Genomic DNA, 14,558 nt, shown 5'->3' on the forward strand with positions numbered 1-14,558 from the left:
CACAACTAAGGAGTCCCGTTGCCAGTACGCAAGGCAATCGTCCAGGCAAGCATCGGCCTGCACGCCCGACCGGCGGCGGTGTTTGTCCGGGCAGTGACGGACACAGGACTGCCGGTCACCATCAGCAAAAAAGGCAAGCCAGGCGTTGACGCCCGGTCACTGCTCGAGGTCATGACCGAAGACTTTGCCTACGGCTGTGAGGTCGAACTGGCGGTCGCTGCCGACGCTATCCCAGCCCCGTACAGCCTGCTAGAGGTCGAGGGTGCCCTGGAGAAGCTGCGGCTCGTTTTGGAGTCCGCACAGTCCAGCTAGGGGTCTCCCCCGGCCTATTGCGGTGCACCCCTGCCGGCCGCCCGGTCCGGGGGACCCTGTGCGCCTCTGCCTGCCGACCGACCCTGCCGACCGACCCTGCCGGCCGACCCGGCCCGATCGACCGGGGCCCGGCGCAGGCGACCCAACGCAAAACGACGGCGGGCCCCACCAATATGGTGGGGCCCGCCGTCGTTTGTCTTGTAGTGCTTATCCGCCGCTAGTGCGCGTGGTCGCCACGGCTGTATTCGTAGACCCAGCCGACGAGGGCGATGATCGCCAGGCCACCGCCGATGAAGACAATCCAGAATCCGATGGCCAGGCCGAGGAAACCGGTGGCGGCGGCCATGCCGAGGAACAGGGGCCACCAGCTCCAGGGGCTGAAGTGCCCCTGCTCGCCGGCGCCTTCGTGGATCTCAGCGTCACTGCGGTCCTCGGGGCGCATCCCGACGCGCTTGCCGGTGAAGCCGAGGTAGGCGCCGATCATGCCGGCCAGGCCAGCAACCAGCAGGATGCCGAGAATACCGACCCACTCGGACCAGTTGGTCATGAATCCGTAGACCACTGCGACCGGGACGAAGAAGAAGACTCCGAGTCCGAAAAGCCTTGATTCGATCTTCACTGGGCGGTGTCCTTCTGGTCGGCGTTACCGAGCGTAGCGGCTGCCGGGGCAGGCGACTCGACGGTGTATGACTGGGAGAGCTCGGGGTGGTGCAGGTCCAGGGCAGGACGCTCTGAACGGATCCGCGGCAGCGAGGTGAAGTTGTGGCGCGGCGGCGGGCAGGACGTTGCCCATTCGAGCGAAGCACCGAAGCCCCACGGGTCATCCACTTCCACTTTCTCATTGCTGCGCCAGGTGATGTACACGTTCCAGAAGAACGGGATCAGCGAGGCGCCCAGCAGGAAGGAGGCGTAGGTGGAGAACTGGTTCATCCAGGTGAAGTTGTCCTGCGGCATGTAGTCCGCGTAGCGGCGCGGCATGCCCTCGACGCCCAGCCAGTGCTGGATGAGGAAGGTGCCGTGGAAGCCCAGGAACAGCATCCAGAAGTGGATCTTGCCCAGACGCTCGTTGAGCATCTTGCCGGTCCACTTCGGCCACCAGAAGTAGAAACCGGCGAACATCGCGAACACAACGGTTCCGAAGACCACGTAGTGGAAGTGCGCCACGACGAAATAGGAGTCGGAGACGTGGAAGTCCAACGGCGGCGAGGCCAGGATGATGCCGGTCAGGCCGCCGAAGAGGAAGGTGGCCAGGAAGCCGATGCTCCAGAGCATGGGGGTCTCGAAGGTGATGGAGCCCCGCCACATCGTGCCGATCCAGTTGAAGAACTTCACGCCGGTCGGAACGGCGATGAGCATGGTCATGAAGGAGAAGAACGGCAGCAGCACGGAACCGGTCACGTACATGTGGTGCGCCCACACAGTCACGGAGAGCGCGGCAATCGAAATCGTCGCGTAGACGAGGCCCTTGTAGCCGAAGATCGGCTTGCGGCTGAACACCGGGAAGATTTCGGAGACGATGCCGAAGAAAGGCAGCGCGATGATGTACACCTCGGGGTGGCCGAAGAACCAGAACAGATGCTGCCAAAGGACGGCACCGCCGTTCTCCGGATCAAAGATGTGGGCACCGAAGCGGCGGTCCGCCCCGAGGGCGAACAGCGCGGCGGCCAGCGGCGGGAACGCCATCAGGACCAGGATGGCCGTGACCAGGATGTTCCAGGTGAAGATGGGCATCCGCCACATGGTCATGCCGGGAGCACGCATGCAGATGATCGTGGTGATGAAGTTGACCGCGCCAAGGATGGTGCCGAAGCCGGAGAGCGCCAGGCCGAAGACCCAGAGGTCACCGCCGACGCCGGGGCTGAACGTGGTGTTCGAGAGCGGCGCGTACGCGAACCAGCCAAACGATGCCGCGCCCTGCGGGGTGATGAAGCCGGAGACGGCAATCGTGGAGCCGAAGAGGAAGAACCAGAAGGCCAGCGCGTTCAATCGCGGGAACGCGACGTCGGGGGCGCCGATCTGGAGCGGCATGATGACGTTGGCGAAGCCCGCGAACAGCGGCGTGGCAAACATCAGCAGCATCACGGTGCCGTGCATCGTGAACAGCTGGTTGTACTGCTCTTTGGTCTGCAGGATCTGCATCCCGGGCTCGAACAGTTCGGCACGGATCAGCAGCGCCATGACGCCGCCGAAGCAGAAGAACACGAAGGACGCGATCAGGTACATGTACCCGATGGTCTTGTGGTCGGTGGAGGTAATCCAGTTGACGACGATGCGTCCCTTGGACTTGGGTACTACGGGAGCCTCAAGGATCCCGGAGGGCTGAGAGTAGGTCGTTGCCACTTCGCGCTCCCCTTACTTGTTCTCGGTCTTGGCCGGGAGTCGGTCGTACTCTTCACCGAGCAGGCCGGTGTTGCCGCCCTGGCGCAGCTCCTCCAGGTGAGCCTGGAACTCCGACTCGGAGACAACCTTCACGCGGAACAGCATTTCGGAGTGGTATTCACCACAGAGTTCGGCGCACTTGCCGTCGTAGGTCCCCTCCTTGGTGGGGGTGAACCTGATGTAGTTGGTCTTGCCCGGGATCATGTCCCGCTTCTGCAGGAAGGCGGGAACCCAGAAGGAGTGGATGACGTCGCGTGAGTTGAGCTCGAGGTCAACCGACTTGTTCACCGGAAGGTACAGCGTGGGCAGCTTTTCCTTGTCCACTTCGTTGCCGGTCAGGTGCGCTTGGACGCCGGCCTCATGGACGTCTCCCGTGACGACGTCGCCCTGCTTGTAGTTGAAGTCCCAGGCCCACTGCTTGCCACGGACGTCCACTACGACGTCGGCGGGCTGGCTGCGGTTGTCGATCGCCTGCTGGTCGCGGTCGGTGAAGTAGAAGAACACCAGCACCATGAACAGCGGGACGGTCAGGTAGAACACTTCCAGCGGCAGGTTGAAGCTGTTCTGGCGGGGGAACCCTACGGTGCCCTTGCGGCGCCGGTAAGCGACGATGCACCAGATCATCAGGCCCCAGGTAATGATGCCGACGACCAGCGCGGCAATCCATGAGTTGACCCAGAGGTCCATGATGCGGTCAGTGTGATTGGTGGTGTCACGCTCGGTGGGCAGCCACCCCTTCTGTACCTCTGGTGAACATCCAGTCAAAGCCAACGCGCCGGCTAGTGCCAAGCCAGTGATCGTAGAGATCTTTTTGCGTCGGCTGCCGGTTCGGTTCTGCGAACTCACAGACGGCCCTTCCTACTTGTTGCTGTCGCCCGGCCGCCGATGGCGCTCCGGGCACACGAAAAGTTTTACTACTTGGTGTAGAGCTTACCGCTCCCCAGGAGTTTTCGCCCACATCTCCGCACCGTGGGTCGGGTCCGTTTTTACCGGCCCGGCCCGCCTCCGTTTGGGGCGGCACTAAGGCCGGGCAAACTGCCCGGCCTTAGTGGAAGGAATCACCGCAGGCGCAGGAGCCGCCGGCGTTGGGATTGTCGATGGTGAACCCCTGCTTGGCGATGGTGTCCTCGAAGTCGATGCTGGCCCCGCTGAGGTAGGGGACACTCATCTTGTCGACGACGACTTCAACGCCGTCGTAGTCGCGGACGGCATCTCCGTCGAGCAGCCGCTCGTCGAAGTAGAGCTGGTAGATCAGGCCGGAGCAACCGCCCGGCTGCACCGCAACGCGGAGCCGCAGGTCGGTGCGGCCCTCCTGCTCGAGCAGGCTGCGGACCTTGCCGGCGGCAACGTCGGTCAGCTTGACCTCGTGCGTGGCCAGCTCCTCGCCAGCAATAGCGGTGGTGTCGGCGCTGTTTTCATTGGTTGTAGTGCTCATGGCCTACCTTCTTACGACGGTGGTGGCGGCTCCGCTGGCGCGGTGCCCGCCCCTACTTAAACGGTATGGGCTATAGCTACATGCTACGTCGATCAGCGGTGTAGCTCTAACTTCTGACGTAACCGTGCGAACCGGCTGGATGTTCCCCGGACGGCGGATGGAGCGCGGCCGGTCAGGCCAGTCCCTCTGCATTAAGGCGGGCCAGCAGGAAGGCTTCGGCGGTAATAGCATTCCGGAAGTCCTCCAGATGGAGCGATTCGTTGGCGCTGTGGGCGCGCGAATCGGGGTCCTCCACGCCGGTGACGAGGATCTGGACGTCCGGGTACAGTTCGGTCAGGTCGGCGATGAACGGAATGGAACCGCCGATCCCCATTTCCACCGCCGGGACGCCCCACGCCTCGCCGAGGGCCCACAAGGCGAGCCTCGCGGCCTTTGAGGAGGTGTCCGTCAGGAAGGAGCTGCCGCTCTCCCCCGGGGTGAACACGACGTGGGCGCCAAAGGGTGCGTTGGCCTCGATGTGCTTCCGGACCGCGTCCATGGCCTCCGCCGGGTCCTGGCCGGGGGCGAGCCGCAGGCTGAACTTGGCGCGGGCCCGGGGCAGCAGTGTGTTCGAGGCGACGTCCACCGCTGGGGCGTCGAACCCGATGATGGACAGGGCGGGCTTGGTCCACATCCGCGAGGCGATGCTTCCCGTGCCCGCGAGCCGCACGCCGTCGAGCACCGAGGCATCGGCACGGTATTCCGCCTCCGTCAGGTCCACCGTAGCGTTGTCGCGGCTGACCAGGCCGGCGATTGCGACGCTGCCGTCGGCGTCGTGGAGCGTCGCGATCAGGCGGGCAAGGAGGGTCGGGGCGTCCAGCACGGGGCCGCCAAACATACCGGAGTGCACGGCGTGGTCCAGGACCTTTACCTCGATGGTGCCGTCCACCAGTCCCCGCAGGCTGGTGGTGAGGGCCGGGACGCCGACTTTCCAGTTGCTAGAGTCCGCCACGACGATCACATCGGCGCGCAGCAGTTCCCGGTGGCTTTCGAGGAAGGACCTGAACGTCGGGGAGCCGGCTTCCTCCTCCCCCTCGAAGAAGAAGGTCACGCCCAGGCCCAGATCGTCGCCCAGCACCCGGGCCACGGCGGAGTATGCCGCGATATGCGCCAGTATGCCTGCCTTGTCGTCGGCGGCGCCGCGGCCGTACAGCCGGCCTTCGCGTTCGACGGCGGTGAACGGCTCGGTTTCCCACAGTGCCAGATCCCCGGTCGGCTGCACATCGTGATGCGCGTACAGCAGGACGGTGGGCTTGCCTTCGGCGGCCGGGCGTCGGGCGACGACGGCAGGGCCGCCGGGGGTGCCGTCGGCCTTGTCGCAGCGCAGGATCCGGACGTCGTCGAACCCGCTGGCCCGAACGAGTCCGGCGACGGCTTCGGCGCTGGCGTTCAGCGGGGCAGGGTCGAAGCTGGGCCACGCGATCCCCGGGATCGCAACGAGGTCCTTCAACTGGGTGATCGTGGCATCGAACGATTCGGCAACGGCCCGGCGGAGGGCGTAGGCGTCGATGTTCCCGACCTGTCCGGGAGCGGTTTGCGGGTTCGCCGCAGGGAATGAAGTCATGGCGGAAACACTACCCGTGTCCCGGATCACCACAAACAGCGCCAAGGCCGTCCTGACGGGGCCCGGGCCTGCCGCCGCGGGGTATTCTAGATGGGTGTTTGGACGAAAAAAGGAAGCGCCCTCGGCGCAGGAAATAGTTGACCAGCAGGCGGCCGCGGCTTCAGCCCGCGACGCCGCCATGGGTAAGGGAGCGCCCACCCCCAAGCGCAGCGCGCAGGTGGCCGCACGCAAGCGGCCGCTCGTGCCGGAGGACCGCAAGGCTTCCAAGGCGGCCGAACGCGTGGCGATCCAGGACCAGCGGCTCAAGATGCGGCAGGCCATGGATACCGGGGACGAGCGGTTCCTGCCGTTCCGCGACAAGGGCCCGCAGAAGCGCTTCGCGCGGGATTACGTGGACGCCCGCTTCAGCCTCGGCGAGTTCCTCATGTTCGGTGCGCTGATCTTCGTTGTCGTCTCTCTCCTGGTGCCCGCCTCCAGTGAACAGATGATTTACGTCCTGGGCGGTTTCTGGGTCATGTTCCTGGCGGTCTTCGTGGACGTCTTCATCCTTTCCCGGAAGCTCAAGAAGCGCCTCACCGAGAAGTTCGGCGACGTCGAACGCGGCACGGTCTGGTACGGCTCCATGCGCTCGCTGCAGTTCCGCCGCCTGCGCCTGCCCAAGCCGCAGGTCAAGCGCGGCGACTACCCGGCCTGATTTTTCGTTCGAAAAAGCCCCGGCAGATCTCCTGCCGGGGCTTTTTCATGCCTAAACTTCCGGGGACACACCGCGCGGCTAGCGCCGGGACGGGTGTTTCGCGAGCAGCCGGTTGATCTGGGCGGCCCAGAAGGGACCTTCATACAGGAAGGCCGTGTAGCCCTGCACCAGCGTGGCCCCGGCGTCGAGCCGCTGCTGGACGTCCTGCGCCGTTTCGACGCCGCCGACGGAGACCAGGGTCAGCTCACCGCCGGTGGCCGCCTTGAGCCGGGCCAGCACTTCGAGTGAACGCTGCTTGAGGGGTGCTCCGGAGAGTCCGCCGGCTCCGCACGCCTCAACCTTTTCCGGGCCCGACGCCAGCCCGCCCCGGCCGATGGTCGTGTTGGTGGCGATGATGCCGTCCAGTTTCAGGTCCAGCGCCAGTCGCGCGACGTCGTCGATGTCCTCGTTGCTGAGGTCCGGCGCGATCTTCACGAGCAGCGGCACGTGGCGGCCGGCCGCTTTGTCCGCTTCCTCGCCCACGGCGGTCAGCAAGGGACGCAGCGTCTGCACGTCCTGCAGCAGGCGGAGCCCGGGAGTGTTCGGCGAACTGACGTTGACCACAAGGTAGTCGGCGGCCGGGGCCAGGCTGCGCGCACTAACGAGGTAGTCTTCCACCGCCTCGTCCAGTTCCACGACCTTGCTCTTACCGATATTGACGCCGATCACCGGCCGGACCCCCGGGTGCCTGCGCTGCAGGGCGGCCCGGGCCGACTTCAGGCGGGGTGCGACCGTGGCGGCGCCGTCGTTGTTGAATCCCATCCGGTTGACGACGGCCCTGTCCTCGACGAGGCGGAAGAGCCTCGGAGCCGGGTTGCCCGGCTGCGCCTGGCCCGTGATGGTGCCGACCTCCACATGGCCGAAGCCGAGCTCGGTGAGGGCCTCGATGCCGTGGCCTTCCTTGTCGAAGCCGGCTGCCAGCCCGAACGGGGAGGGAAAGGTCAGGCCGAACGCGTGCGTCTGGAGCGATGCCGCCGGCGCGGTGAACTTCTGCAGCACCCGTCCGGCGCCGCAGCTGTGGACCAGCCGAATGGCCCGAAACCCGATTTTGTGGGCGCGTTCGGCGTCCATCCATGAGAAGGCCAGCCGGAAGAAAGTCGGATATACGCGCATGGCTCTAGTTTTCCGGTTCCTGCGGCCCAGACCAAACCCGGCCCGCCGTGCTTCCCGGTATGACGCCGGCCGGCCCGGCCGGTAGCCGGGCACGCGGCGGCAGCGGTTCCGCGCGTTAGCATGATGCCATGACCAGCGACAGCGCCGTTCCGGCCCGGGGAACGACGGAATGGCACGCCGACATCCTCGGAGCCGACTTCGAAGCCTGCGCCTTCCAGGCGAGGGATCCGGAAGGTGTTGCCCGCACCGCCACCCTGGTCCGGCACGTTCCCCGCGGTGCCGCAGGGTCCGGCCCCGAACTCCGTCCGGGGGACGCCCCTCCGGCTGATGAGGCCCTCCATGCGGCTCCTCCGCCCTTCCGGGCGGTGTTGTTCCTGCACGGCTGGAGCGACTACTTCTTCAATACGGAACTCGCGGAATTCTGGACCCGCAGCGGCTTCCACTTCTTCGCGCTTGACCTGCACAACCACGGCCGGAGCCTGCGGCCGGACACGCATGGCGGCTATGTCGCCGATCTGGCAGACTACGACGCCGAGATCACCGCGGCGATCGGCATCATTGGTTCGCTCCGCCAGGAGGGCACACCCCTGCCAGCGGTGACGCTGATGGGTCACTCCACCGGAGGCCTGGTTGCCGCGCTCTGGGCCAGCCGGCACCCCGGCGTTGCGTCGCAGCTGATCCTGAACAGCCCATGGCTGGAAATGCATGGCAGCCCAGCCGTCCGGCGGGCGGCCCGCACCCTTTTGGGCCCCCTGGCGCGGCTGCGGCCTGAGTCGGTGATCCGGCTGCCCGAGCGGGGGTTCTACTGGCGCAGCATCAGCAGCTCGGCCGAGGGTGAATGGACGCTCAACGACGAGTTCCGGCCCCCGCGGGCCTTTCCCGTCCGCGCGGGCTGGCTCAGCGCAGTGCTCGACGGCCAGGCCCGAGTGGCGCGTGGCCTGAACCTGGACGTCCCCGTCCTCGTCCTGATCTCGGGGGCCAGCGCCAACGGGATGGTCTGGAAGGAATCGATGCGGAGCACCGATGCCGTGCTGGATGTGAACATGATCGCCCTCCGGTCCCTGAGCCTGGGTCGTACCGTGACCCTGGAGCGGATCGACGGGGCGCTGCACGATGTGTTCCTGTCCGCCCCTCGGGTCCGCAAGGACGCCTACACCCGGCTGGCCCGTTGGATCCGGGCCTATGCCCTGGATGGCGGCGGTCCGCGATGACCACGGTGGAGGTCCGGTCCGGCTGCGCCGGCCGGCCGTCCTAGATGCCCGGACCCCCCGAGACGGGGACAGCGGCGTCAACGGCACCGCCGTAACGGCGGTCCCGCTGGGCGTAGATTTCGACTGCGTCCCACAGCGTGCGCCGGTCCACATCAGGCCAGAGCGTGTCCAGGAAGACGAATTCCGCGTACGCCGACTGCCAGAGCATGAAGTTGGACAGCCGCTGCTCACCGGAGCTGCGAAGGAACAGGTCCACGTCCGGCAGGTCGGGCTCATCAAGGTACTTCTGGATGGTCTTCTCGGTGATGGCTCCGGGGCGGAGTCGTCCGGCGGCCACCTCCTCGGCGATGGCGGACACGGCGTCGGCAATCTCGGCGCGGCCGCCGTAGTTAACGCACATATTCAACGTGCAGGTGCTGTTGCCGCGGGTATAGTCCTCGGCCTCTTCCAGTTCCCGGATGACCGAGCCCCAGAGCTTGGGGCGCCGGCCGGACCAGCGGATCCGTACACCCCAATCATCCAGCTGGTTCCGCTGCCGCCGCAGGACATCCTTGTTGAAGCCCATCAGGAACCGGACTTCCTCCGGGGAACGGCGCCAGTTTTCGGTGGAGAAGGCGTACACGCTGACGTGCTGGATCCCCAGCTCGATCGCCCCGGCCACCACGTCCAGCAGGGCGGGCTCCCCCGCCTTGTGGCCCTCGATCCGCGGGAGCCCCCGCTGGTTTGCCCAGCGGCCGTTGCCGTCCATCACGATCGCGACGTGCCGCGGAATGAATTCCGCCGGAATCGCGGGAGGCATCGCACCCGAGGGGTGCGGATACGGGCTCACGACGGGCTCGCTCCGTTGCCGCGCCCGGTTCTTCGTCATTCCCGGCTTCTTCTCCGGGTTCCTGCCAAGGTTTCTTCCCAAAGCCACAGTTAAGTTCGCTCCACATGTTTGAGGGATTTCAGGACACGTTCCAGATGCCATTGCAGGTAGCTCGCCACCAGGCCGGCAGCCTCCCGGCGGTGCACGGACACCGAGGCGTCCGCCGTTGTCCAGTCCCCGGTCAACAGGGCACCGAGCAGCAGGACGGTCTCCGCGGCGGGCGCCGGGGAACCGGGCGGCCGGCAGTCGGCGCAGACCATGCCGCCGAGCGGTGCGGAAAACGCGTTATGCGGTCCCGGAACGCCGCAACGCGCGCACGCGGTGAAGCTGGGCGCCCAGCCGCCGGTGGAGAGGGCGCGGAGCAGGTACGAATCGAGGATCAGTTCTGGGGTGTGGTCGCCGCGGCTCAAGGAGGCCAGGGCACCGACCAGCAGGTTGTACTGGGCGGTCCCGGCTTCGCCGTCGACGTCGGTTAGCTTTTCCGCCGTCTCCGTCATCGCGGCGGCCACCGTGTAGCGCCCGTAGTCCGCGGCGATATTGCTTCCATAGGCACCTTTGGCGACCGCCTGGGTCACGACGTCGAGGGTGCGCCCCGACACCAGTTGCAGGTCCGCCACCATAAACGGCTCAAGCCGCGCACCGAAGCGGCTGCTGGTGCGGCGGACCCCCTTGGCCACGGCCCGGACTTGGCCGTGGTGCTTGGTCAGCAGGGTGATGATGCGGTCCGCCTCGCCCAGTTTGTGGGTACGCAGCACGACGGCGTCATCGCGGTAGGCGCGGGCTGCAAAGGAAGACGGTTGGGGCACGGTTAATCTTCGCACTGTCTCTCGGTAACCGCCGACTTTGCCAATGACTGTCTTTGGCCAGGGGCGGCATGCGGACAGCACTGCGCCGCCGGGGTGCTCCGGCGGCGCAGTGTGGAAAGCTTAGGCGCGGGCGTCCCGGATGGCCCGGTTCACGGCCGAGACAACTGCCTTGAGCGAAGCCGTGCTGGTGTTCGCGTCGATCCCGACGCCCCACAGCACCCGCTCCCCGACGGCACATTCGACGTAGGCCGCGGCGAGGGCGCTGCCACCTTCGGACAGGGCGTGCTCGCTGTAATCCAGCACCCGCACGTCGACGCCGTCCGCGCGCAGGATGCTCAGCAGCGCGGCGATCGGGCCGTTGCCTGTGCCGGTCCGGCGGACCTGGGTGCCGTCGACCTTGAGCGAAGCGGTCAGGGTCATTGCCCCGTCCTCGTCGGTTTCGGTGCTGATGGCGCCGAGCGCATAGCGACCCCACTGGGTGTCGGCGGCGGTGGAGGGCAGGTACTCGTCCTGGAAGACCTGCCACAGCTGGGCGCCGCTGACTTCGCCGCCGGCCGTGTCGGTCTGCTTCTGGATGACCCCGGAGAACTCGATCTGGGCACGGCGGGGCAGGTCCAGGTTGTGTTCGTTCTTGAGCAGGTAGGCGACGCCGCCCTTGCCGGACTGCGAGTTGACCCGGATGACGGCCTCATAGCTGCGGCCCAGGTCCTTCGGGTCGACCGGCAGGTACGGGACCTGCCAGGTGAAGTCGGCGACCTCCTTGCCGGCGGCGGCGGCCTCCTTCTCGAGCGCTTCGAGGCCCTTCTTGATGGCGTCCTGGTGCGAGCCGGAGAACGCGGTGAAGACGAGGTCCCCGCCGTACGGTGAGCGCTCGGCCACCGGCAGCTGGTTGCAGTACTCCACTGTGCGGCGGATTTCATCGATGTCGGAGAAGTCGATCATCGGGTCGATGCCCTGCACGAACATGTTCAGTCCCAGGGTCACCAGGTCCACGTTGCCGGTCCGCTCGCCGTTGCCGAAAAGGCAGCCTTCGATCCGGTCTGCGCCGGCCAGGTAGCCCAGTTCGGCGGCCGCCACTCCGGTGCCACGGTCATTGTGCGGGTGTAGGGACAGGATGATGCCCTCCCGCGGGTGCAGGTGCCGGCTCATCCATTCAATGGAGTCGGCGTACACGTTGGGGGTGGCCATTTCGACCGTGGCCGGCAGGTTGATGATGACCTGGCTGTCGGCCGAAGCCTCAAACACGTCGGCGATGGCGTTGCAGACCCGGACGGCGTATTCGAGTTCGGTCCCCGTGAAGGACTCCGGCGAGTACTCGTAAGTGATGTGGGTGTCAACGAGGGTTTCCTCGTACTTCTTGCACAGCCTTGCACCCTGCAATGCGATGTCCAGGATGCCGTCCTCGTCCTGGTTGAAGACGACCCGGCGCTGCAGGACCGACGTCGAGTTGTACAGGTGCACGATCGCCTGCTTGGCGCCGACCAGCGACTCGTAGGTCCGTTCGATCAGGTGCTCGCGGGCCTGGGTCAGCACCTGGATGGTGACGTCGTCGGGGATGTGGTTGCCCTCGATCAGCTGCCGGACGAAGTCGAAGTCGGTCTGCGAGGCGGACGGGAATCCAACCTCGATCTCCTTGTAGCCCATCCGGACCAGCAGGTCGAACATCTTCATCTTGCGGGCCGGGCTCATCGGATCGATCAGCGCCTGGTTGCCGTCACGGAGGTCAACGGCGCACCAGCGCGGGGCTTTGGTGATGACCTTGTCAGGCCAGGTGCGGTCCGGCACCTCCACCGTGATCATGTCCTGGAACGGGACGTAACGGTGGACCGGCATTCCTGAGGGCTTCTGTGCGTTTCGCATTACTATCGGGGCCTTTTCTGTGAATCCTGATGAAAGGGAGGCCGGGCAACACAAACTCCGCAGCGAGGGTAGGCCTTGCGCTAGATCGCGTCTGAAGCCTCGCCGCGGCAGCTAAGAAGGAGCAGTTCTGCGCGCACCATTTCACAGTAACACGCGTGCGTAAGATGAAGGAGCCAGACTTCCTACCGTCCACCATGCAGACCCCGTGCCGGTGCCAGCGCCGCGCCGGGCTGCCTCTTTCGAGGAGCATCCGTGCCAGTTTCGGGAATCGACCTGTCCACCATCGACGCCAGCACCCGCCCGCAGGACGACTTGTACCAGCACGTCAACGGGGCCTGGCTCAAGAGCACCGAGATCCCGGACGACCGTCCCCTGGAGGGGACCTTCACGGCGTTGCGTGACGGTGCCGAACTCGCCGTCAAGGAGATCATCGAGGACGCCGCCGCGCGCGGCGGGGAAGCCACCGGTATCGAACGGAAAATCGGCGAGCTCTACAGCAGCTTCCTGGACGAGGCCGTGGTGGAGGCCAAGGGTGACGAACCGATACGGGCACGGCTGGCCGAAGTCTTTGCGACGGCGTCCGTTGCGGACCTCATGGCGCTGGCCGGGCGGCTGTTCCGCGCCGACGTGGGGGGCCTTTTCTATATCTATCCCGCCCCTGACGCCGGAAACCCGGACCGGATCCTGCTGTACACCGGCCAGGGCGGGCTTGGCCTGCCGGATGAGTCCTACTACCGCGAGGAGAAGTTCGCCCCGGTGGTCGAGGCCTACCGCGGGCACGTGCAGAGCATGTTCGGCCTTGCCGGCGTCCCCGATCCGGAGGCCGCCGCGGGCCGGGTGGTGGAACTGGAAACCGCGCTGGCGTCGCACCACTGGGACAACGTCACCCTGCGCAACCCGCAGAAGACCTACAACCTGAAGTCCGCCGAGGAGGCGGCGCAGCTCTTCCCGCTGCTGGACCACTGGTTCGACGCCGCCGGGATTGCTCCAGACAAGCGCGCCGAAGTCGTCGTGAGCACCCCGGACTTCTTCACCGGAGCGGCGTCCCTGCTGGACACGGTCCCGCTGGCCAGCTGGCAGGAATGGCTCGCCATGCGGGTGGTCAGCGCGGCCGCTCCGTACCTGTCGGCCGCGTTCGTGAACGCCAACTTCGCCTTTTACGGCACCACGCTCAGCGGCACGCCCCGCAACAAGGACCGCTGGAAGCGCGGCGTTGCCGTCGTCGAGGCCGCGCTCGGTGAGGCCGTCGGCCAGATCTACGTGGCCCGGCACTTCCCGGAATCCCACAAGGCCCGCATGCAGTCGCTGGTCTCAAACCTGATCGAAGCGTACCGGGAGTCCATCACCGGGCTGGGCTGGATGGGCGAGGAAACCAAAAAGGAGGCGCTCAAGAAGCTCGACTCCTTCCGGGCCAAGATCGGCTACCCAGACAAGTGGATCGACTATTCCGCGGTGGAGATCGACCCGTCCGACCTGCTGGGCAACGTGGAGCGCGCCCACAGCGCCGACGTCGACCGGCACCTGGACGAGGTGGGCCAGCCCGTGGATCGCGAGAAATGGCTGATGACGCCGCAGACCGTCAACGCCTACTACCACCCGCTGCTCAACGAGATTGTGTTCCCGGCGGCCATCCTGCAGCCACCGTTCTTCACCGCCGACGCAGACGACGCCGTCAACTACGGCGGGATCGGGGCGGTGATCGGCCATGAGATCGGCCACGGCTTCGACGACCAGGGCTCCCAGTACGACGGCAGCGGACTGCTGCGGAACTGGTGGACCGAGGACGACCGCACCGCGTTCGAGGCACTGACCACGAGGCTCGTGGCCCAGTTCGACGCGCTCTCCCCCAGCGCCGCCCCCGGACACCATGTCAACGGGAAGCTCACCCTGGGCGAGAACATCGGCGACCTGGGCGGCCTGACCATCGCGTACAAGGCGTACCTGATCAGCCTCGCCGGCGAGGAACCGGCCGTGCTGGACGGTTTCACCGGCGTCCAGCGGTTCTTCGCATCCTGGGCTGCGGGCTGGCGCCAGGTCATGCGGACCGAGGAAGCGGTCCGCCGCCTCGCCACGGACCCGCACTCCCCGAACGAGTTCCGCACCAACCAGATCGCCAAGAACCTCGATGCATTCCACGACGGCTTCGGCGTGACCGGGCAGGACGGCATGTGGATGCCGCCGGCGGAGCGGGTCAGTATCTGGTAGGAACCCGCCGCCGGCCCCGATCAGGTCGGCGGG

General features: G+C 66.4%; 13 protein-coding genes. 4 read left to right on the forward strand and 9 right to left on the reverse strand.

Annotated elements, in window-relative coordinates:
- The first annotated feature begins 18 nt into the window (after positions 1 to 18).
- A complete protein-coding gene (locus tag OM977_RS10260; RefSeq protein ID WP_264353880.1) occupies positions 19 to 312 on the forward strand; it encodes an HPr family phosphocarrier protein in 294 nt (97 codons plus the stop codon).
- Between the two features lie 217 nt (positions 313 to 529).
- Here OM977_RS10260 and OM977_RS10265 read toward each other — a convergent pair whose 3' ends face one another.
- The 5 genes from OM977_RS10265 to OM977_RS10285 all read right to left on the reverse strand — a co-directional run bounded on the left by OM977_RS10265 (position 530) and on the right by OM977_RS10285 (position 5,729).
- Positions 530 to 931 carry a cytochrome c oxidase subunit 4 gene (locus tag OM977_RS10265; protein ID WP_264353881.1) on the reverse strand — a complete coding sequence of 134 codons (402 nt, stop codon included), beginning with the start codon at positions 929 to 931 and terminating at the stop codon, positions 530 to 532.
- Positions 928 to 2,652, reverse strand: a complete 1,725-nt coding sequence (ctaD, locus tag OM977_RS10270; RefSeq protein ID WP_264353882.1) for an aa3-type cytochrome oxidase subunit I — start codon at positions 2,650 to 2,652, stop codon at positions 928 to 930. Before ctaD ends, OM977_RS10265 begins: the two co-directional genes overlap by 4 nt.
- 12 nt (positions 2,653 to 2,664) lie before the next feature.
- Positions 2,665 to 3,537: an aa3-type cytochrome oxidase subunit II gene (ctaC, locus tag OM977_RS10275; protein WP_264353883.1), complete on the reverse strand. Its 873-nt coding sequence runs from the start codon at positions 3,535 to 3,537 to the stop codon at positions 2,665 to 2,667.
- A 199-nt stretch (positions 3,538 to 3,736) separates the two neighbouring features.
- Entirely contained in the window at positions 3,737 to 4,126 is a 390-nt protein-coding gene (locus tag OM977_RS10280) for a HesB/IscA family protein (protein WP_264353884.1), read from the reverse strand.
- 172 nt (positions 4,127 to 4,298) lie between these two features.
- Positions 4,299 to 5,729: a dipeptidase gene (locus OM977_RS10285; RefSeq protein WP_264353885.1), complete on the reverse strand. Its 1,431-nt coding sequence runs from the start codon at positions 5,727 to 5,729 to the stop codon at positions 4,299 to 4,301.
- Between the two features lie 94 nt (positions 5,730 to 5,823).
- On the opposite strand from OM977_RS10285, the gene OM977_RS10290 reads away from it, so the two are divergent.
- The gene (locus OM977_RS10290; protein ID WP_264353886.1) at positions 5,824 to 6,423 is read left to right on the forward strand and encodes a DUF3043 domain-containing protein; all 600 of its coding nucleotides are present in this window, start codon (positions 5,824 to 5,826) and stop codon (positions 6,421 to 6,423) included.
- A gap of 78 nt (positions 6,424 to 6,501) precedes the next feature.
- Here the strand turns inward: OM977_RS10290 and OM977_RS10295 are convergent, their stop codons facing one another.
- The gene (locus OM977_RS10295; protein WP_264353887.1) at positions 6,502 to 7,575 is read right to left on the reverse strand and encodes a quinone-dependent dihydroorotate dehydrogenase; all 1,074 of its coding nucleotides are present in this window, start codon (positions 7,573 to 7,575) and stop codon (positions 6,502 to 6,504) included.
- Between the two features lie 128 nt (positions 7,576 to 7,703).
- Between OM977_RS10295 and OM977_RS10300 the strand changes: the two genes are divergently transcribed.
- Positions 7,704 to 8,786, forward strand: coding sequence for an alpha/beta hydrolase (locus tag OM977_RS10300; protein WP_264353888.1), 1,083 nt, complete (start codon positions 7,704 to 7,706; stop codon positions 8,784 to 8,786).
- 40 nt (positions 8,787 to 8,826) lie between these two features.
- Here OM977_RS10300 and OM977_RS10305 read toward each other — a convergent pair whose 3' ends face one another.
- From OM977_RS10305 to leuA, 3 genes are all read right to left on the reverse strand, one after another.
- Positions 8,827 to 9,654, reverse strand: a complete 828-nt coding sequence (locus OM977_RS10305; RefSeq protein WP_264353889.1) for an isoprenyl transferase — start codon at positions 9,652 to 9,654, stop codon at positions 8,827 to 8,829.
- Between the two features lie 50 nt (positions 9,655 to 9,704).
- Entirely contained in the window at positions 9,705 to 10,460 is a 756-nt protein-coding gene (gene recO, locus OM977_RS10310; RefSeq protein WP_264353890.1) for a DNA repair protein RecO, read from the reverse strand.
- 120 nt (positions 10,461 to 10,580) lie between these two features.
- Positions 10,581 to 12,320 (reverse strand): 2-isopropylmalate synthase, encoded by a 1,740-nt coding sequence (gene leuA, locus OM977_RS10315; RefSeq protein WP_264353891.1) that lies wholly within the window; start codon positions 12,318 to 12,320, stop codon positions 10,581 to 10,583.
- A gap of 252 nt (positions 12,321 to 12,572) precedes the next feature.
- Here leuA and OM977_RS10320 point away from each other — a divergent pair, with 252 nt between their 5' ends.
- Positions 12,573 to 14,525: a M13 family metallopeptidase gene (locus OM977_RS10320; protein WP_264353892.1), complete on the forward strand. Its 1,953-nt coding sequence runs from the start codon at positions 12,573 to 12,575 to the stop codon at positions 14,523 to 14,525.
- Positions 14,526 to 14,558: the final 33 nt, after the last annotated feature.

The organism is Pseudarthrobacter sp. MM222 (genome assembly GCF_947090775.1).
Taxonomy (GTDB): domain Bacteria; phylum Actinomycetota; class Actinomycetes; order Actinomycetales; family Micrococcaceae; genus Arthrobacter.

Bases quoted from the DNA above. Each gene is read 5' to 3' on its own strand.
- OM977_RS10285 (WP_264353885.1), bottom strand. From the start codon at position 5,729: ATGACTTCATTCCCTGCGGCGAACCCGCAAACCGCTCCCGGACAGGTC.
- OM977_RS10305 (WP_264353889.1), bottom strand. From the start codon at position 9,654: ATGACGAAGAACCGGGCGCGGCAACGGAGCGAGCCCGTCGTGAGCCCG.
- OM977_RS10280 (WP_264353884.1), bottom strand. From the start codon at position 4,126: ATGAGCACTACAACCAATGAAAACAGCGCCGACACCACCGCTATTGCT.
- leuA (WP_264353891.1), bottom strand. From the start codon at position 12,320: ATGCGAAACGCACAGAAGCCCTCAGGAATGCCGGTCCACCGTTACGTC.
- OM977_RS10300 (WP_264353888.1), top strand. From the start codon at position 7,704: ATGACCAGCGACAGCGCCGTTCCGGCCCGGGGAACGACGGAATGGCAC.
- OM977_RS10295 (WP_264353887.1), bottom strand. From the start codon at position 7,575: ATGCGCGTATATCCGACTTTCTTCCGGCTGGCCTTCTCATGGATGGAC.